The following is a 21,368-nucleotide window of genomic DNA, read 5'->3' on the forward strand; positions in this document are numbered from 1 at the left end:
CCTTCTTCATGAATTTGAAAGACGCAGTCATTCGGCTTGAGCAGCAGACACCTTGCCCATATCATACAACTCTTCGGACTGGGATGTAATGAACGGGCTAGGTTTGCCCATGCAATAAACATGCAGTAAATGCATGGCACGGGTACATGCCGTATAGAACAGCTTACGTTCATGTTCCTGCGCATATTGCGATGCAGATCCATCATAGATCAGAACCGCATCAAACTCCACACCCTTGGCCAGATACGCCGGGATGACATGCACACCCCGTTCAAAGGCCAGTGTTGTTTTTTTGATCAGCTTCGGTGCCACAGGCAGTATTTTGCTTAATGCTTCATGGATGTCCTTGCTCTCTTCCGCCGTTTTGCAGATGACCGCAACCGATTCATACCCTTCCTGAATCAGATGTTTGAGATCGGCTGTAATGACATCCAAATGCTCCTGTTCATTGGCGGAAACGATCACTTTCGGCTTCTCCCCACCGCGGTTAAATGGAACAATCTCTTCTCCACCCGGAACCATGCCCCGTGTAAACTCCACGATCTCCTGCGTTGAACGATAACTTCTCGTCAGCTCAATCACTTCCGTATTTTCCGGTCCATACAGGTTAGTCAGCGGCCCCGTTCCACTCAGTACCGATGAGTGTGCATAGATGGCTTGATTAAAATCTCCAAGTGCGGTGATTTTTGATCTCGGGAACAATCTTTTCATAAAGGCCAGTTGGAAGGCAGAGTAATCCTGTGCCTCGTCAATGATTACATGGCGGATATTGGAGTTAATATGGAAGCCGAGAAGCAACTCACGCAGATACAAATAAGGTGTGATATCCTCATAGGCCAGCTCCTGTACTTTCAATCTGCGAAGTGTCATCTCACCAATTTCTTCCCAGTGTGAAGGTAATGTTTCCTCCCCCAACAGGCGAACCATCTGTGCCCGGTCGTTGAATAGGTGGGCGTACAATTGACGTACATCGACAAAACGTAAGGATTTAATCCATTTGCGCAAAGGCTTGAGCCGATCACTGACCACCATTCGGGCAAGTATCTCTCGTTCCTGCTGGAAATCATCAAACGTGTCCGACTTCCCTTTTTGCTTTCGCTTCAGGCGCTGATAGGCCCGCTGCAGATCCTCTGGCTCCATTATATCCAGCTGTTGATCTACCCAAGGAGCTTCTAATTCGCCTTTGCCAAAGGCCGACAACTCTTTCAGCATCCAGTCCCGCAGTATTTCCAGTCGATTCACCAGCTTGACGGATGGTTCGAAGCTATAGAATTTCTCCGCCATAGCCTCAGCCGTAACAACAGCCCGCCCCTGGAAACGAACCGGTTTGAATTTCATACCTTCAGACATCATGCTGTCCTTGTATCGTGTAATAACCTTAAGGAAGGACTCAGACGATTTGAAACGAATGCCGGACATACGCGCTTCGTATTGAGGGTCCTCAGTTCCCGTAAGTACGTATTCAAGCTGAATGAATGGATCTTCCAGTTGATATTCACGGCCCAGACGGCGTTCCAGATACTCCTGGAAGGTCGTTTGCAGCATATTTTCCTCTCCAAGCTCAGGCAGTACGGTGGAAACATAACTGTTGAACATCGGGTTTGGCGAAAAAAGGACCATCTGATCCGCTTGCAGATGCTCGCGGTATTTATAGAGCAGATACGCTACACGCTGGAGCGCAGCGGAAGTTTTACCACTGCCTGCAGCTCCCTGCACGATCAGCATGCGAGTCCGGTCATTACGAATAATCCGATTCTGCTCTTTCTGGATTGTCGCCACAATGCTTTTCATCTGTGCATCTGAGGTTCGACTGAGGACGGCCTGTAACAGCTCATCCCCAATCGTAACTCCGGTGTCGAACATAAAGCGGATACGTCCATCCCGAATGACAAACTGCCGCTTCATCTCAATATCTCCACTAATCTCACCGCTCGGTGTATGATACGTGACCGGACCTGGCGCTCCATCATAATACAGGTTGGATATGGGCGCACGCCAGTCATAGACAAGGAAGGATTCCTCCTTCTCATCCAGCAGGGATGCGATCCCCAGATAGATTCGTTCTGCATTCGGATAGCCATTTTCCTTGAAATCAATCCGACCAAAATACGGTGAATGGTGCAGCCGTTTCATTTTATCCAGCGCTGCGGCCGTATTCAGATGGCTGCGCTCCCGATCCGACAGGACCTGTGATTGCTGCCGCATACTGGTGGAGGTTTCCCCTACATCATCCGCTTCGCTGAAGTTCATGGTGACTTCGTCCCAGAAATCTTTTCTCATTCCCACAACTTCATCCCGGAAGGAACCTACCTCTTTTTCCAGAATGTCGATTTTCCGATCAATCTGTTCCGTTACCTTGTTGACCCGCTGCTGCTCCTCGCTCCATTGCTGGTCTGTACTCATATGTTAATACGCCCCTCTTTCCCCGGATTGTGTCCTCAAAAGCCCATTTGACAAGCCCGAAAAGGCTATGGTATAATTAATTAGAAAGTAAACATTTTTATTTTATGTTAATTAGTTCTAATTTTCTGAAAACCATTTTTTATTGTACCAGTGACAACGTCCCGATGCAAGCGGAGGCGTTTTTTGTTGTTTTTATTCTATTATTACCCTCGACTGGGATGAATATAGAACGCGCCCCGTTTTATTGTCGTAATTCTTCAATGGTCTCTCTCCAGCGTGTAATAGCCCCAGATTCGTCTTTTAATTGAAATGTGATCCCTGAAGTAATCTCCGCATACGGCGCATGATCTACACGAATGTTAATCACCTGAGCCTCGAAACGATCTCTCGGATGAGCTGCTTCCCTTAATGCCGGCAGTGAAGTCACATCCAGACGAATAGATAACAAACTTTGCTGATGAACCGCAATCAAGGTAGCCTTGCCTGTTCGACTCATATTCATACTTGTCTGTGTTCCCGGCCATAAAGCCAGTCTCAGCAGGCTGGGCGTGACCGCAATGACTTCTCCCATACTGATCATCGCTTGATGCGGCCATTCACCCCCGGACACGGTCAGCAATTGCATCGCATCGTGCTGCTTCTTCTCCAGATTCTCTCCATTGAACCACTCCATCCATTCAGGTCCAAGCTGTGTCAAATTCATATATATCTACCTCGGTTCGATTGAGTTGGTTGCGCAAGGTCTACGCTATGTATGCAAAACAACCCGGACACGCTGTCCGGGCTAGTTGTGGTTCCATTGTATATGATGAAACCACATCACCGCAAACCGTACTACCATGTTTACGGCCATTTAAGCCAATTCAGAATTTTATCCTGTGAATCCTTGTCTTCACTGGCACTGTGCACATGTTCGGCAAGCCGATTCAGCCGCTCCAGCTGGTAGCCGTAATCGTAGATCGCAGCAGCCACGATGGACAGCCTCAGCATCCCTTCCTGATCGATATCAAACTGGGAGATCGCCTGCTCCATGAAACGATCATTATCCAAAATGAACTGTGCCGCCTCCTCACCATTCGGTTTCAGCTTATCCTCGAACTTGAGCAGCGCATGTTCATGGAATTTGATAACAAGCTCCAGATGTGTATCAAAGAACTGATCCATTTCCGGTGTTCGCTGTGCCTGGAAATAGTGGCGTTCTACCGAATCCAGTACATCGAATCCTTTCTGCAGACTAAGCAGCATCTGTTTGTATACGACCATCTGCCGGGTCTCACTGAATTTGGACCGTTTCATCTTCTTCTGTTCTTCTTCAAACAAGTTATACTTATCCGACAATGATTTGATGGAGCCGCCCAGATTATTTTTCTCATCCCGGAACACCACTTCCTTGATCTCATCCGAGATGGATGTACGCAGCAGCAGTGACATGCCACTGAACACACTCTGAATCTGCTTCACGAACTGGATCTTCGGCTTGGGTGGGAATACCGTAATATTAATAAGAAACGCAGATACAATGCCGACAAGTGTCAGCAGGAAACGGTTCAATGCAAAATGCCAGTCACCCGACGCTTCCATAATCGATACAACGGTTACCAGCGTCAGGCCAACCGTTTCGCCCATATTCAATTTAAGACAAATCATAATAACCAGCACAATAATGAGCCCGACGGCGATGGGCTCATTGGATAGCACCATGCCTCCTATCAGCGCCACGATTGCCCCAAGTGTAGTGGTCTGCAGCTGATCCAGGAAGTACTTCCAGGAACGATAAATGGATGGCTGCATGGCAAAGATGGCCGCGATCGCGGCGGGAACGGGAGATTGCGGGTTTAGGAACATGCTGCTAAGGTACAGGGCCAGTGTAACCGCAATCCCTGTCTTAAGTACACGTGCACCAAATGACATGGTGACCCCTCCTCTTTTTCAAAACGGATTTCATTCGTTTGATGATCATTATCATTATTACCCCATATTTCTTTTTTTGCCCGAATCAATTCAGGAGAACGATTTATTGTATCATGGAAGCCATTGGGTTACCATGCCCTGTATCCTGTTGATGAGTTAAATTCCCTACTGCTTATCCGTGTACACAACAAATACCCCCCACTCCACTCTCGGAAGTAGGGGGTATTGTATGTTTAACTCAAACGGAGAAAGTTATGAAAACCTTCCTTCCCATTCGCGCTTGAACTGCTCCACAAACTGCACCATAAAGTCATGACGCTGCTCTGCCAGTTCCTTGCCATAGGACGTGTTCATCAGATCTTTCAGCTTGAACAGCTTTTCGTAGAAATGATTAATCGTTGTACTGCGCCCATTCCGGTATTCCTCGCGCGTCATCTGCTCTCGTGGGGGAAGGGCGGGATCATACATCTCCCGACCTCTCGCGCCGGCAAAAGCAAACGTACGCGCAATACCGATAGCGCCCAGCGCATCCAGGCGGTCCGCATCCTGTACCACCTGAGCTTCCAGCGATGTGACGGCAGGGCGCTGTCCTCCTGCATAGGAAATAGAACAAATGATGTTTACTACGGCTTCCCGCGTACCCGCTTCCAGCGGCTGGGTATCCAGCCATGCATTCAGCTTCGCCATCCCCACTTCCAGACTTTCGTTCAGCTTCTCATCCGGCACATCATGCAGTAATGCAGCCAGTTCACAGATGAAAGGATCGGCGCCCATACGATGTGCGAGCTCAACCGCAAGTGTGGTGACCCGTTCGATATGAGGCCAGTCATGGCCATCTGTATGTGCGGCAGCGTCTCCTTGTACAAAAGCTCGAGCCGCTCGAAGAATGGCCTCTCCTGTTAACGTTCCATCAACATGATCCTCATGCCCCGATTGCTGCGCGCTTGGGTTCGGATGTTGAAGGGATTTCTCTTGCATCTTACACTTCCCCGCCTTCGCGAGCTTGTTCACGCGGTATACGTCTTGCCACACCCGTCTTGACCGCTGCCTCAATCACGCGAGTGCGCATTGATTTAACGATTTTATCGTTAAACACACTCGGAATAATATAATAACGGGTACGCTCTTCATCCGAAATGGCCGAAGCAATCGCCTGAGCTGCAGCGAGCTTCATCTCCTCGTTAATCTCACTGGCGCGGCAATCCAGAACCGCTCTGAACATACCCGGGAAGCACAATACGTTATTAATCTGATTCGGATAATCGGAGCGACCTGTCGCCATAACAGCCACAATGTCCTCCACTACGGACGGCATAATCTCCGGTACCGGATTCGCCATCGCGAAAACGATCGGGTCGGCTGCCATCGTTTGCACATCTTCCCGCGTTAACAGATTGCCACGGGACAGACCGATGAAGACATCTGCTCCGCGAATCACTTCACGAAGTGAACCTGTCTCCAGTTCGGGGTTGGTACGAGCCGCATAATCGCTCCACACTTCATTTTCATAGGTATTCGTCCGTACCAGCGCACCTTCACGATCTACCCCAACAACCCGGCTCGCTCCAGCGGACAGCAGAATATTACTGCATGCCACACCTGCTGCGCCGATTCCGCAGACGACAATTTTCACATCCGTGATGGACTTGCCAACCAGCTTGAGCGCATTGATCAGACCTGCATACAACACAACTGCCGTACCATGCTGGTCATCATGAAATACAGGAATGTCCAGCTCCTCATTCAGACGACGCTCAATTTCGAAGCAACGCGGTGAAGAAATATCCTCCAGATTAATCCCGCCAAATGCTGGTGAGATCGCTTTCACAGTTCGAATGATTTCCTCGGTATCCTGTGTATCCAGGCAGATTGGGAAAGCATCAACCCCTGCAAACTGTTTGAATAACATCGCCTTACCTTCCATCACCGGCATCGCAGCACGCGGTCCGATGTTACCGAGTCCAAGCACAGCACTGCCATCCGACACCACGGCAACCGTATTCCGCTTGATGGTCAGCGAGAATGCCTTTCCAGGCTCTTCTGAAATGGCCGAACATACCCGGGCCACATCCGGTGTATATACGCGGGACAGGTCTTCCCGGTTATGAATCGGGGTCTTCGGTGTAACTTCAATCTTGCCGCCCAAATGCAGCAGAAACGTTCGATCCGATACGTTAATAATGGATGCTCCTTTGAGCTGGCGCACCCCTTCTATAATTTTACTGTTATCCTGTGCATCTGTTACCGCGACAGTTAAGTCGCGCACACTTACATCCTGATTGGTCGAAATCACGTCGATGGCAATGATGTCCCCGCCGGCTTCCGAGATGGCCGAGGCCACTTCACCAAACTTGATATCTTTTGTTGTCATTTCCAGCCGAATAATAAAGCTGTTACCGTCTAGATTCCTTTGATTCATTCCAATTCCTCCCAGACTGCAAGTCTTGAGTTACAGTGTTACCTGTTTGTCTTCGCTGCGCGGACACGTTTTTCCTTTATATTGTCCAGAAAAAGTATTTGTCGTGATCTAATACGACAAAAAGGACCACCCTCTCCGTCTAATCGAGACGTTAAGGGTGACCCTTCTGCAAGCTATCTAAGTTGAACTAAAGCATATTTACACTTGCCACTCCGATGACAGAACAACCTTCCGATCGCTGCTTATCCCCAGATTTTTCAGCCAAATGAGTTATATTCTATTATTTACGCTCAGCCGCTCTGCGCAGTACCCGGATGTCATATGGCTGCAAATCAAGGTTGCCCTCTAAAGCATCACCACTCAGCAAATCGGTGTAGGTCTGCTCGTCCAGCTTCACCTGTTTCGTCTCCGGTGTGTAGTTCTGCACGAACACATAATCCGCCGTGCCATCTGTACGAATATGTGCCGTAACTCCAGTAGGAAGCTGAGTTTCAAGGGCACGCTCAATCCCCAGATCAGCGATTAAACTGCCATAGAAATCGTCGTAAAATGGAGCTTTGAAACGCGTAGCCATATAATAGGCTTTACCAGAACCAAGACGATTCACAGTCAAAGCAGGACGTCCGGCATAGAAGTCGGAGCGATACGTCGCCAGCGCTTCTGCACCTTCCAGATGAATTAGATCGCATAATTCGAAAGCATCATATTCGGCATTCAGTTGAAGCTCGTTGTCCTTCACAGGTACAGCTCCATTCAGATCACGGTCATGCAAGCCATCGATTTCTTCCGACCAGATTCCCAGCGTCTTGCGAAGCGGTCCAGGGAAGCCTCCTAGGAAGCACAAATCATTCTCATTTACGATGCCTGACCAATACGTAGCTACAAATGTACCGCCATTTTCCACGAATCGCTCAATGCGTTCGCCCACGCCTTCACGCACCAGATAGAGCATAGGTGCGATGAGCAGTTTGTACTTGGAGAGATCAGCATCCATGTCGATTACGTCTACAGGCACACCTTTTTTCCAGAAGGCATCATAATGCCATTCTACCGTCTGCTCGTACTTCACTCCGATGTTACGCGGTCCTTGGGAATCCTTTACCGCCCAACGGTTTTCCCAGTCGAAAATGATAGCAACTTCTGCCGGAACGGACGTTCCAACCACCGCCTGCATTCCTTCGAGTGCCGTACCTACATCAGTCACGTCCTGGAATACACGGGTATGTTCATGTCCTACATGATCCACAACCGCCCCATGAAGCTTCTCACTGGAACCCCGGCTCTTTCTCCACTGGAAGTACTGTACGCTGTCCGAGCCGTGCGCTACAGCCTGCAGTGATGACAGCAAATGCATACCCGGACGTTTCAATTTGCTGGTCTCTTGCCAGTTGGTTGAGCTTGGTGTGCTCTCCATCAACAGAAACGGCTGTCCTCCTTTGATGGAACGAACAATATCATGCATCATAGCAATTCTCGATGCGAGCGTATCTTCTTCGTCCGCGTCATGCCATGTCGGGTAACTGTCCCAGGACAGGAAATCCAGAATGTCGGCGAACTTCCAGTAGTTCAATCCTTCATAAAATTCCATCAGATTGGTCGTTACCGGCAGATCAGGATTTTTGGCCTTGAGCGGTTTCGTTTCGTGCACGATAAAATCAGCGGTCTGATCCGTTACGAATCGGCGCCAGTCCAGATTCATCGCATGAACCTGTGTCTCTCCATGTGGGGCAGGAGACTCCACTTGACTCCAGTCCGTCACGGTATGGCTCCAGAATGTCGTCCACCAGGAATGATTCAGCTCATCCAGTGTGCCGTATTTGTTTTTGACCCAACCCCGGAAAGCCTCCTGGCAATAATCACAGTGACAGTCCCCACCGAATTCATTCGAAATGTGCCAGCCAATGACTGCCGGATGATCCGAATAACGTTCTGCTAGTTTCGTATTGATCGCCGTAACCTTCTCCCGGTATACAGGGGACGTATAACAGTGATTGTGACGGAAGCCGTGCAGATTGCGAACACGGTTGGCCCCAACACGCAGCACTTCGGGATACTTGGCTGACATCCAGGCAGGTCTTGCACCACTTGGGGTAGCCAGGAATGCATAGATTCCATTGGCAGCAAAACGATCCAGTACCTGATCCAGCCATTCAAACGTGTACACGCCTTCCTCCGGTTCAAGAGATACCCATGAGAAAATGCCGACGGACATCACATTACATTTGGCCAGCTTCATCAGGCGGATATCTTCTTCCAGTACTTCAGGATAGCGGAGCCATTGCTCCGGGTTATAATCTGCACCATGTAACATATGAGGTGCTTTGGAACTTACGGGTGGATATGTGTATGTCATGCTGACAACTCCTTCATTCATTTCATTTTAGAAGCATCTATTTGATCAATACCGCACTCGGCTGCTCATCTAATGTGGTGTCGTTTTCCTCTCCAGCCTTCAGCGCTGAAAACGATTGCAACTTCTGTCCCTTAAAATCAAACATCGTCAGGTTGCCCCAGTTATTCGGATGTCCAACAGACCACTCTTCCTTGCTAGGAATCCAGGCAGGCTCCCAGTAATAGAATCCCGCTCCGAGACCGCCGGGAACTTCACGAATAATCTGCAGCAGATCCTTCAGATAACGTGTCTGTCCTTCCACACTAGCCGGATACCCGGGCAGCAGCAGTTCTTCCTGATTCAGAATCCACTCGTGACCCTCAGGCTGCTCCAATGTCCAAGGATAAGCGGTTTCAACAACGTTGATTGGTTTGCCGTATCGTTTAGCCAGATCATGCAGATTATCCCGGAGTGCATCCAGTGTTCCATGCCACCAAGGGTAATATGAGAGCCCAATGATATCGAACTCCACACCAAGCGCTTCAAATCGATCATAGAACTTGCGACTCTCCGCATTGTCACCACCGCGGTCAATATGAATCATAATCTTGATTTCCGAATCAACCGATTTAACAGCAGCGATACCATACTTCACAAGTCCGGCAAAACGCTCCCACTGTTCATCGGTATCATGTTCTTCTCCGCCAACACGCCCTTCATCCCATAACATGCCCGGTGTAATTTCATTCCCCACCTGCACCATATCCGGCAATGCATCATGCTCCTTGAGTGTTCTCAGCACATCTGCCGTATAGGTACATACCTCACGCTGCAGTTCCTCATAGGACAGCTTCTCCCACGCCTTCGGCTTCCATTGATTGGCTGGATCAGCCCAGCGATCGGAATAATGAAAATCCAGCAAGAATTGCAGGCCTTTTTCCTTGATTCGTTTGGCAACCGCTACCGTCCGCTCCAGATTACAGAATCCGCCTACAGGATCATTCCAGATTCGCAATCGGATTGCATTGGCATCACCCAGCTTGAGAAGGGTCAGCAAATCTGCCTGCTGCCCATGCTCATCACGATAGCTCCCACCATGCTGCTCAATTTCATCCATAAACGACACATCCATTCCGAGAATGAATGCCTCTTCCTTTAAATGGCTCACTTTATCAACCTCCGTTTAATTTAGATGCAGGCTCAGCCTTTAACCGAACCCAAGGTCATACCTTTGACAAAGAAGCGCTGCAGGAATGGATAAACGATCAGAATGGGTGCGCTTCCGATGAAGATTTGTGCCGCTCTTACCGTGGTTTGAGAAAGAGCTTCCATTTCTTTGGGGTTCATGCTCATGCTGCTCATATCCCGACCGATAATGACGGTTTGCATAAATGTAGCCAGCGGGTAATCCTTGGCATTGTTCATGTATAACAGTCCGTCAAACCAAGAGTTCCAATGAAACACCATGCTGAATAAGGCAATTGTTGCGATGGATGGCATGGAAATCGGCAGGAAGATTGTGAACAATGTTCTGAAATGGTTGGCTCCGTCCATCAGAGCTGCTTCCTCCAGTTCTTTTGGAATGCCGCGGAAGAAGTTCAGCATTAGAATGACCAGGAAGGTATTGACCGCCCCCGGGAGGACCAGCACCCAGAAGGAATCCATCAGACCAATCTTCTGGATAACCATGTAGAAGGGAACCAGTCCGCCATTAAAGATCATACTAAAAACAAATATCCATGAATATAAGGTTCTGCCTTTAAATTCACTATTTTCTTTCGACAACGGGTACGCCGCCAAGAAGGTAATGAGCAACGTAATTGCTGTGCCGATGACCGTACGCAGCAGGGAGATCCAGAGCGAGTTCAGGAAAATCGGATTGTTCATCGTTTTTTTGTAGGCCTCAAGCGAGAAGCCCACGGGCCAAAGATTGACCAGATTCGCATCGGCCGCAGCCTTCGTGCTGAAAGAGACAGCCAGAACATGAATCATCGGTATAATACACATAATGGCGACCAAAATCAGAAAGCAGGTATTAATTATATTAAACACGCGATAAGGTAATGATTTGTGGTACATCGTGGTCCCTTCTTTCTTATGTTCATTCGATTAGAATATGCGATAACCGGCGTATTTCTTAGCCAGACTGTAAGACACAAGAATCAAAATCATGCTGATTACCGATTTGAACAATCCGATGGCGGTGGCAAAGCCCATCTCACCATTTTGCATCGCAGAACGGTATACGAATGTATCAATGATGTCACCCGTTTGATAAACGAGCGGATTGTACAGATTAAAGATTTGGTCAAACCCGGCATTCAGCACATTTCCGAGCGCTAGCGTACCCACAACCATAAGCATTGGCACAAGTGAAGGAATCGTAATGTGCAGCGTTTGTTTCCAGCGTCCAGCTCCGTCTATTTCTGCTGCTTCGTACAACGCAGGGTTAATTCCGGCAAGGGCAGCCAGGAAAACAATCATGTTATAGCCAAATTCCTTCCACACATCCGTCAGAATGACCGTAGACCGGAACCAGCTGTTATCCCCGAGGAAGAAGTAGGGCCCAAGTCCGAAGGTTCCAAGAACCCGGTTAACCAAGCCACCAGTGGACAGCAAATCGATCAAAATCCCGCCCAGGATGACCCAGGACAAGAAGTGAGGCAAGTAGACAAGGGTCTGAATGGTTCTCTGTATAGCCATCTTGCGGACTTCATTCAACAGAATGGCGAAAACAAAAGGAACAAATAAATTAAATATCAGTTTAAGCACAGCAATGATCAGCGTATTCCAGATCACCTGCAAGCTGTCTTGACGCTCAAATAAAAATCGGAAGTTATCCAGCCCGACCCATTCGGAGCCGCTAATGCCCAGCCATGGCTTATAGTTTTGAAATGCCATGACAATGCCGCCCATGGGAATGTAACTGAATATGATCAGAAAGATGATGGCTGGCAGCAGCATTACGTGGAATGGCCAAGTTCGTTTTAAAGTTCTCATGATTGCTCCCCCTGTAATTCTTCCTACTCAAGTACTCCCTGAGTGGCTTATACTGCGATTATATCAACCGTTTGCATAGGTCAAACAGCACATAAAAGCAATATAAATGGCACAAAAGCAACCAGTTTGGACTCGCAGTCTTTCCAGTCATTCTTCCTCTGCTAACTCGCACCTCTCCCAAGCAAATCACGCTCTCACAACGACAAAAAAAGCGCACAGACTAATATAGTCTGCGCGCCCCTGTAACTTATTTTTTCACACTGTCATACCATTCGTTAACCTCTTGTGTGATTTGGTCACCGCCACCCGATTTCCATGTTTGTACGAATGTATCAAACGAATCTACCGGGTTTTTGCCATAAATAATTTCATTGAATGCCTGATTCTCAATTTTGTTCAGGTAATCAAGCTTCGATTTCATCGTTGCTGTTGTAGGACCAGTAAACATGTTTTTGTAAGAGATTTCTTCCTGACTGAGCAGCACTTTCGCAGCAGCAGGGGTCTCTTTACCATAGTTAACGGCAACATCCTTCTCAAGCTTCGTTTCAGGCTCTTTGCCATCTGCCAGATTCAGCAGGGCTTTCATCTGAGCATCCGGAATACGAGCGCCATCACGAACGAGCAAATAACGTACAACGTTCACATATCCGCCTTCGATTTGATCAATCGGCATTTGTTTACCATTGGCATCCAATTGGTAGTCATAGCCTGCAAACAGTCCGTTATCATACGGGCTGCCTGGTTCTGGGTCTGCATAATTGTCGAACAGGTAATTCTCATACGTGAAGAACGCCTCAGGATGTTCCATGTCTTTCTTAATCAAAATAACGCCGTTGACAAACTGTGTACCGTGACGCATCGCTTTGCCTTCTGGACCGGACGGGATTTGAATCGGTTTCCAGACCGCGCTTGGCACATTTTTCACTGTATCCAGAAGCGGCCATCCGCTCATCCAGTACGGACCTGGGATAATACCGGCTGTACCTGCCACCGCTGGCTCTGCTGTTTTGTTTTCATCCCATAATGCTGCTTCCTGCGGGATATATCCTTTTTTGAGCCATTCGCTCAATTTGGTCAGACCTTGTTTCATGCCAGGATTGATGGAACCATACTCCAGCTTGCCATCTTCAGCCACATTCCATTGGAACGGCAGTGTTCCGTATGCACCGAAGATCCAGGATGGATCTCCCATCCATGTGTTCATGGATGTTTTGAATCCGATGCTTAGTGGAGTAACCTTGTCCGGAGCCAATCCATCCGGATTTTGGTTTTTGAACGCATCCATGACTGTTTCCAGCTCATCGATCGTTTTTGGTGCCTCCAGATTCAGCTTGTCCAGCCAGTCCTGGCGAATCCACAGCAGGTAATCATTGTTGTATGCATAGTCCAGTACGGGAATACCCATTCTTTTGCCATCACGGCTGTACTGGTTCCATACATTGGGGTCCTGCTCCATCGCTTTTTTCCATGTGTCAGAAGCATATTTGTCGAACAGCGGACCCACTTCCTGATACATGCCGGAATCAATCAGATCCTGAGCAAGCAGGTTATCCCCAACCGTTACAATATCAGGCATCTCCTGACCGGAAGACATCGCAAGTCGAAGCTTCGTAGCAAACGCTCCGTTTGTATCCGTTACAGACCACAATGATTTGATGTCGATACCAAATTGCTCTTTGGCCCACTTGGTTGCTACGTTATTTTCCATCGATTCGCCATTTTTGAATTTCAGCTCAGGGTCAATTCCCCATGCCGTTGTAAGGGTTACTGCCGGATCATATTTTTCTTTGTATTCGTTTTCAACAGCAGGTGTGCTTGATGATGCACTATCTCCGCCTCCATTGCCTCCTGAACAGCCTGCAAGAACGACAGTAAGACACAGCGTCGTAGCGAGAAGCGACAGTACTCTCTTTTTCGTGGATTTCGCTCTCAATGTTGTTCCCCCTTTAATCATTTTGGTTACCCTTTCATTATAGGCCTGCCGGGTCTTTCAGCCTATGTCACGAACACAAGATTTCTGCACCTTTGGCAACCTATATGTTGGAATGATGTTGAAATTATGCCTGATCCCGATATTCATTCGGTGTCATTCCGTAATGCTTTTTGAACATTTTGCTGAAATATTGCGGATTCTGGTACCCTAACTCACTGGTAATCTCGTATATCTTTTTGTTGGTATTTTTGAGCAAATACAATGCACGCTCCATCCGCATGCGAATCATATAATCGCCCAGCCCTTCACCTGTCTCGGCTTTGTAAATCTTGGACAAATACACGGGATGCAAATATACCTTGTCTGCGATCATCTTCACGGACAGATCCTGTCCTGCATCTCTCGTTACCATTTCCTGAACCTGCTTGATGACGTGTCTTCGACTTTGTACACCTTCCTGATCCGATAGCTCCTCCTGCAGCTTGGCAAGCATCTCCGTCGCCCAGCGGCGAAGCTTGTCAGGCGATTGAATCAATTGGTGTGCGAGCAGCAGGTCAAATCCCGCATGATCAATCTCATGCACGAGATGCCCCTGCTTATGCGCGATATACATAAAAGCATTCGTTACAGACAAATACATCTCATATACATGCTCTCTGGAGAGACATACGCGTTCCGCTGCATCAAATACAGCATTCAGTTTGCGTGCCGCAGCCTCCCACTGTTTGGTTTCAAGCAGCTGAGGCAGCACGGGTGGCTTATAGAGCTCTTCAAGCGCTTGCGCCGCATCGTTCTCAGGGCGTTTGGACAGCTCTTTATCCATATAAATGACCGTATTTTCCTCTGGACCCGACAATACAAGTGATCCCAGACCTTTACGATAAGCGGTCGTTAGATCGGCAAATTGAAACGGTGCGGTAACCACCATCGACAGATTTCCTTGCAGATAACGAATGACATGCTCGCGGAAAGTCCCAGCTGGTTGCTTCAGTTCATCCACGTTCGTCTGAACAAGCTCCGTCCAGCCCTGACTCTGTATAATCATAACCAGACACTCATGAGGACCTCGTCCAAACCACACATTGAAATGGGGACCGAATACTTCCTCGGCGATATTGCCCACCGCAAACTCCATCAGATCCAGTGATTGCTGATCCATTGACGAGAACCGACCTGTAAGGCGAATGAGCATCATGACCGCCGGTTGATCCGGCTGGAGTACAATCTCGTACTGCTCCAGCTGTTCACCGAGTGCCCGTGCTGTAATTTCGCGGCCCAGCAACAGATCGTGCATCAGATTTTCCCGCAAAATTTTATAATCCGACTTCCGGCTGTATAACAACCGATGGTATTTATCAAATTCATCCCACTCATCCCGAAGGGACGTGATGGCGGCGGAAACCGAAGCCATGAATTCCTCATCGTTCACCGGCTTGAGAATATAATCGGCAGCCTGCAGCTGAATCGCTTTCTTGGCATATTGAAAATCACTGTGCCCGGTCAGCAGGATGCAGCGGATATGTGCCCATCGACTGCTTACCTCCTCAATCAGCTCCAGTCCAGACATGCCCGGCATTCGAATATCGGTCACCACAAGATCCACGGCATTCTCTTCCAAAATCTGCAGCGCTTCCTTGCCAGATGCCGCACGGAAAACCGTTGTAACCCCGAGCTCTCCCCAGGGAATGGTTAATTCCAGACTTTCAGTCACATATGTTTCATCATCCACCAGTAAGATATCTATCAAGACACTCACTCCCTATCTGCTTAATTATGCAAGGCATTCCATCGTTATCATGCTATAGTCATATGGCGTCTCTATTTCTATCCTTCTATTGAAGAAGATGTTCCTCGTCAACAGGCCAGAACAAGGTAACACGCAGCCCACCAAGTGGTGATTCCGTTACACTTAATCCCGCCTGCTCCCCATACCTGAGCTGAAGACGCTGGTTGACGTTCCATAGTCCACATCCCATCTCTTGATCCATACCACCTGTGAGTTTATGCAGAAGCATCTGCCTACCCAGTTCATCCATGCCTTGCCCGTCGTCATCCACGGTAAGAATCATCATGCCATCTCTCTGTTCCCCCGAAACTCGTATTTCTCCAGCTTCGGCATCGGCTTCAATTCCATGAATAACCGCATTCTCCACCAGAGGTTGTACGATTAGCGGGGGCACCTCCTGCCTCAGGATATCTTCCGGCAAGTCAATTTTGAAACGTATTCGGTCCATACGCATTTGCTGAATTTCCAGATAACAGGTGACGAATTCAATTTCCTCCGTAAGCGGCACGACATCACGCTCCTGCCTCGTCGTATACCGATAGTATCGGGACAGATTATGCGACATCGCAACTACTGCATCCACACGCTTCAACTTTGCCATGCTCGTAATAAACGAGAAGCAATTATAGAAAAAGTGTGGATTAATCTGCGATTGCAGCTGTTTCAGCCGGGCTTCGCGCACATGAATCTGTTCCAGATACACGTGTTCAAACAGCTGCTGAATCTGCGCCACCATCGAGTTGAATCGTTCCGACAAAAAGCTGAATTCATTGCGTCCTTTCGGCGTGATTCGAACTGAATAATCCTCCTGCTTCAACCGTTGGAATCCACGAATCAACTGTTTGACGGGGACCTGAACCTGGACGTATAACAGATAGGCCACAGCAAAGCTCATCAAGAGCAGACAGATCATGGCCGAATAAAACAGTATGTTGGATTGATGAATCGGCTTCAGAATCGCCGATAGCGGCATGTAATCGACCAGATACCAGCCTGTCGTGCTGGACTTTACCGTATTCACCATGTACGGCTCGCCGTCAATAACGACTGTCCGGTTATCCACATCCTTAAGCTTAGCAATAGCCAGCTTGTTCATCAGCTGACCTGTCAGTGCACGATCTGAAGTTCGGTTATAGATGACCCCTGACTCTTCCCGGTAATAAAACGGATCATGGCGGCCATCGTCCTTAAATTTATCCAGCATATCGCGAATATTGTCACTGTCGAATTCAAGCTTAATCACGGTCTGTGCATTGGCTGCCGGGTCGCTAATGCCGTATGGAGATACGGTGATCCAGCTAAAGATGAATTTTTCATCTTCTCCCTCCTGAATCTTTCGAACATTCCATCCGGATGACATGTTGCCTCGCAGTGTCTCCTGATCATAGTAGCCAGCATCTCTTTCAGAGATGACCCTGCCCAGCGTCGGCGAATACAGATATAACTTTGTTGTCCAGTTCGATGAACTTTCCTGGATGCTCAGCTTGTTCTGAATACGTTTAACCAGATTGATCGTATCCAGATCGAAATATTTACTATCGGCGTAGATCCGCCGGAAGCTCGCAATATCGGGGTCATGGATGAGCAGATTCGGCCACGAGGATAACAATTCGATGTGGGTATTCACCTGATTTTGAAAAAACTCAAGCTGGTTGCTGTTGGAGCGATTGAGTTCATCCCGCAGAACTGCTGTTGTTTTATGGTTGGAATACCAGTACAGCAGTACGACTGGAACCAGCATAATTAGAATTAAAATGACCATTTTGGAAAATAGATTCGTCCGGTATGACATCTTCTTACCTCACCTTGCCTTCATTAGTCAGTGAATCTAATTTTAACGATGCAAGCATTAAACATAAACTCTTTTTTTTCTGGGTGAATCCGCTTCACAGCTTATCCGTTATTCCGAACCTAATCCCATTACAATCGACTCTCTATATATCGTAAGCGTTACCATATCCATGCATAAAGGTGACAAAGCCAACTTTTCTGCACTAATTGCAACTTCCACGCAAAAAAAGAGCCGACAACCGTCAGCTCCTTTCTAAATGCAGCATATTGATTAATTTCTTCTAACTTGAAAGCTCTTCTTATGTATTCATTCTATCTTGCTAACGCAATATTCTTATGGAATATCGTAATCAAACACGGTGTTCTCTCCATCCACGGCGACATCCAGGACAATATCGGTTAACTTTCCTTTCACTTGCAGCGGGGAGTCAGCCAATCCGGAAAACGCTAGTCGACCCTTAAATGTTCCATGCGGCTCTATCTCTATATGCACAGGTTTTAGCTGGACCGATTGCAGGGATTCATAGAGCGGATCATCCTGGTGTTTGTAACTGCGGGCCAGGTCAGGCAAGAGCACAGCTGCGACAGGCTCTCTGGTGTAATTTTTGAGTGTCAGGTCACAATTTACCCGTGTGATCCCATTATCCAGTACATCAAAGGTACAGGAGCTATCATTTTGGACATAGGAAACACCATGGATACCGGAAGCTCCCCATTTGGCTACATACATCAATTTATCTGTCATGTAGGAATAACTGAGCACGATCGCAAGAACGATCAGCCAGAGCCGTTTGGCCAAAACCGGATATAAGGGCATGATTTCTTTGCGTGTAAGATAGTAGCTGCACACTAATATACCCATTCCAAAAAACAACGTGATATGCACACCACTTACGTAGGCAGTGGTGTAAGGCGACATTCCTATAGCAGACAACATCGTGTCCCCCACAGAAAAACCGAGGTGATGCTTAAACGTAAAGATGATGCCAAACAGCAATAACATCGCAGAGAACACAAGTCTGGTTCTCGACACACGAACACCCCCTAATCAACCACCTGATTATATCATATTTTTCCTTATTATGGTTTGTGACCCAAATAAAAAAAGACGCTTCGGTTTTTAACCGAAAACGTCTTTGGTTTTGCAACTCAAATCTACTTCTTGGACAGGAATGCATCGAGCTGCTCTTGTTTGGCTGCAATGATTTTATCAATGCCTGCAGCTTTCAGCTTCTCCAGATATTTCGGGATCATTTCATTCGGATCTACTGCACCCGAGGTCATGCCCGGTTTGAACTGTTTGTTCACGTTGTTGACCGCAGCAATTTCATTTTTGACGGTTTGACTGTTGAAGGTAAAGCCCAGTGCAGGTGACTTAACGCCTTTGGCATTAAACTCCTTGAATTTTTCCCATTTCTGCGGATCTTCATTATCCCAGAGGTAGTTCAGAAACTGGTTGCCCAGCTGCCATTGTGCGCCCGGATTGTATGTGCGACTGTTGGCATCTACCCCTTCCGGGAGGGTAATAATGTTGTCCTGACCGTCTTTTTTTACATAATGTGTGCCTTCGATTCCGAAATTGAGCAGATTGTTAATCTCTTTGTCGGAATGCAGCAGATTAATGACTTGCATCGCCTTTTCCGGCTGCTCAGAGGAACGGGAGATCGCCAGCATGGCACCGGAAGCATCCCCGGTTGTAATCGTAGGTTGTGTCATCTCAATCTGAGTCAGTGGATATCCAACGTACCCTTCTTCTTCCTTATCCTTGCCCGGCTTCATGCCATCGGTCCAAAGGAAAGCCTTGCCTGCCTTCGCCTGATCTTTCGGGAACACATTGGAGGTCGCCGCATCACTGTTGATGTATCCAGCCTGATACCACTTACGTGCAAGCTCAGCGGCCTCCTTGAATTCAGGGGTCTCCACTTCATTCAGTACCGTCGTTGTACCCGCTGTTTTGGAGATTACACCCGGAACGGATGCATCACCAAGATAATCCCAGTCCAGGTTCTCCAGCAGGCCGTTACCATTGGTATTGGACATATAGAACGGAGTAATACCCGGTTCGTTTTCCTTAATGGTTTTGAGCAGTGGCTCCAGATCAGCCCACGTTTTCACTGCGGTCAGATCCAGTTTGTATTTGTCAGCCAGATCTTTGCGTACGAGTACACCACGTGTTGCTGCCAATTCCTTGTTGGTAGGAACACCATAGTTTACGCCATCCACCTGGGAGCCTTCCAGAAAGGCGGGATCCAGATTCTTCTTGATATCCTGCCCATACTTGTCAAGCAGCTCATTAAGCGGCAGGAAAGCACCTTTTGCCACATTGACGGTATAATTTTGCCAGGCCGCCGTGAAAATAATATCTGATTTTTCGCCGGAAGAGATCATCAGATTCAGCTTGTTATCCCACTGACCCCAGTCGATTGCATTGATCTTGAGTGTTGCCCCGATCTTGGGCTCCATCTTTTTGTTGATCTCGGCCTCGATCAGAGCCACATCTTTCTGTGGCGTTCCCGGATAATACAACGTCACTTCATAAGGCTTGCCTCCACTCTCCGCTGCACCGCCACCCTCTGCTGCCGGTGTTGTTCCGCCTTTGTCCGATGAGCACCCTGCCAGCACCAGGCTCAGCGCCATAACTGCTGCCGCGATACGCGGCCATACCTTAAACGTTTTAACCAAATGAACCCCTCCCGTCATATGTTGGACCCTGCAACCGATTGCCCCAATTCGCCATGTTTTCAATCTGCCAAAGTCCGTACCTTTGCCGGTCCTCCGGCGTGTCTGTACTCGCTGATTTTTGTATATGCCCTCTCAGGTCCATCTTCGTTATCTTCGTTATATATCCGTTGCCCTCTCCGCTAACCGACCGGAGTTACCCCTTCACTGCGCCCACCGTAAGGCCTTTGATGAAATAACGCTGGAAGAATGGATATGCCAGTACAATTGGACCAATACCGACAACAGCCATCGCCATTTGCAGTGTTTTATTCGGCAGATTCAGCAATCCGCCCTGTGACGAAATCTGTGAAGAGACATTGGAGTTGGATGTTAAATATTGAATATCGAGCAGCGTCCGGTACATGAGGTACTGAAGGCTGATCGTTCGGTTATCGGATATAAAAATCATGCTAAGATACCAGTCGTTCCAGTAATTCAATGTGCTGAACAGCGCAACGGTCGCCATCACCGGAAGGGAGAGCGGAAGCACGATACGTGTAAACGTTCTCAGTTCACCTGCTCCATCAATCCGTGCCGACTCAAGAATCGATACCGGAATGGAATTGGCGAAGAAGGTCCGCATGACCAGTACGAAGAACGGTGACAGCAGCAGCGGCATGATCAATGCCAGAATCGAGTTTTTCAAATCCAGTACGTTCACATAAACGAGATACCAAGGAACCAGCCCGCCATTGAACAGCATGGTGAAAAAGATGAAAAAGGCGAACCACCCGCGATACGGCAAATCCCTCCGGGAAAGCGGGTACGCGTACAATGCAGTCAACGCTACACTCGTTATCGTACCTATCACGGTTACGATAATTGAAATGCCATAGGAGTGGATGATCTGATCCATGTCTTTGAACAGAAACTCATAAGCAGTCAGGCTGAACTTCTCCGGAATCAGCTTATACCCGTTCGCAATAACCGTCGTCTCGTCCGAGAATGAGATCGCGAAGACAAGCAGGATCGGCACGATGCATGCAATGGCATAGAAGATAAACATACCGTGTATGATAGACGCGGAACGCCGCGACACAGCTAATGGATCACGTGATTTCACAGCTGGCTT

15 protein-coding genes are annotated in these 21,368 nt (G+C 48.1%); all 15 read right to left on the minus strand.

Annotation, left to right across the window (positions count from 1 at the left end):
- Positions 1-27: 27 nt before the first annotated feature.
- Positions 28-2,403, minus strand: a complete 2,376-nt coding sequence (helD, locus tag QP794_RS00160) for an RNA polymerase recycling motor HelD (RefSeq protein WP_285074404.1) — start codon at positions 2,401-2,403, stop codon at positions 28-30.
- A 241-nt stretch (positions 2,404-2,644) separates the two neighbouring features.
- Positions 2,645-3,106: a pyridoxamine 5'-phosphate oxidase family protein gene (locus QP794_RS00165; RefSeq protein WP_285074405.1), complete on the minus strand. Its 462-nt coding sequence runs from the start codon at positions 3,104-3,106 to the stop codon at positions 2,645-2,647.
- Positions 3,107-3,246: 140 nt separating this feature from the next.
- Complete coding sequence (locus tag QP794_RS00170) at positions 3,247-4,314, minus strand: FUSC family protein (RefSeq protein ID WP_285074406.1); 1,068 nt, start codon at positions 4,312-4,314, stop codon at positions 3,247-3,249.
- Positions 4,315-4,566: 252 nt separating this feature from the next.
- Positions 4,567-5,292, minus strand: a complete 726-nt coding sequence (locus QP794_RS00175) for an HD domain-containing protein (protein WP_285074408.1) — start codon at positions 5,290-5,292, stop codon at positions 4,567-4,569.
- Between the two features lies 1 nt (position 5,293).
- Complete coding sequence (locus tag QP794_RS00180; protein ID WP_079347122.1) at positions 5,294-6,733, minus strand: NAD-dependent malic enzyme; 1,440 nt, start codon at positions 6,731-6,733, stop codon at positions 5,294-5,296.
- Positions 6,734-7,013: 280 nt separating this feature from the next.
- Positions 7,014-9,086 carry a beta-galactosidase gene (locus QP794_RS00185; protein WP_285074410.1) on the minus strand — a complete coding sequence of 691 codons (2,073 nt, stop codon included), beginning with the start codon at positions 9,084-9,086 and terminating at the stop codon, positions 7,014-7,016.
- Positions 9,087-9,123: 37 nt separating this feature from the next.
- Positions 9,124-10,233 (minus strand): glycoside hydrolase family 53 protein, encoded by a 1,110-nt coding sequence (locus tag QP794_RS00190; RefSeq protein WP_285074411.1) that lies wholly within the window; start codon positions 10,231-10,233, stop codon positions 9,124-9,126.
- Positions 10,234-10,265: 32 nt separating this feature from the next.
- Positions 10,266-11,144 (minus strand): carbohydrate ABC transporter permease, encoded by an 879-nt coding sequence (locus QP794_RS00195; protein ID WP_285074412.1) that lies wholly within the window; start codon positions 11,142-11,144, stop codon positions 10,266-10,268.
- Between the two features lie 30 nt (positions 11,145-11,174).
- A complete protein-coding gene (locus QP794_RS00200; protein WP_024630104.1) occupies positions 11,175-12,065 on the minus strand; it encodes an ABC transporter permease in 891 nt (296 codons plus the stop codon).
- Between the two features lie 247 nt (positions 12,066-12,312).
- A complete protein-coding gene (locus tag QP794_RS00205; protein WP_079347300.1) occupies positions 12,313-13,998 on the minus strand; it encodes a type 2 periplasmic-binding domain-containing protein in 1,686 nt (561 codons plus the stop codon).
- A 124-nt stretch (positions 13,999-14,122) separates the two neighbouring features.
- Positions 14,123-15,745, minus strand: coding sequence for a response regulator (locus tag QP794_RS00210; RefSeq protein WP_285074413.1), 1,623 nt, complete (start codon positions 15,743-15,745; stop codon positions 14,123-14,125).
- An 85-nt stretch (positions 15,746-15,830) separates the two neighbouring features.
- Positions 15,831-17,576, minus strand: a complete 1,746-nt coding sequence (locus tag QP794_RS00215; protein WP_285074414.1) for a sensor histidine kinase — start codon at positions 17,574-17,576, stop codon at positions 15,831-15,833.
- A gap of 333 nt (positions 17,577-17,909) precedes the next feature.
- Complete coding sequence (locus QP794_RS00220; RefSeq protein ID WP_024630100.1) at positions 17,910-18,608, minus strand: hypothetical protein; 699 nt, start codon at positions 18,606-18,608, stop codon at positions 17,910-17,912.
- 122 nt (positions 18,609-18,730) lie between these two features.
- The gene (locus tag QP794_RS00225) at positions 18,731-20,257 is read right to left on the minus strand and encodes an ABC transporter substrate-binding protein (protein ID WP_285074415.1); all 1,527 of its coding nucleotides are present in this window, start codon (positions 20,255-20,257) and stop codon (positions 18,731-18,733) included.
- Positions 20,258-20,450: 193 nt separating this feature from the next.
- Positions 20,451-21,359 (minus strand): carbohydrate ABC transporter permease, encoded by a 909-nt coding sequence (locus tag QP794_RS00230; protein WP_024630098.1) that lies wholly within the window; start codon positions 21,357-21,359, stop codon positions 20,451-20,453.
- Positions 21,360-21,368 lie beyond the last annotated feature (9 nt).

Origin of the sequence: Paenibacillus sp. UMB7766-LJ446 (genome assembly GCF_030226665.1) — a bacterium.
Classification (GTDB): domain Bacteria; phylum Bacillota; class Bacilli; order Paenibacillales; family Paenibacillaceae; genus Paenibacillus; species Paenibacillus vandeheii.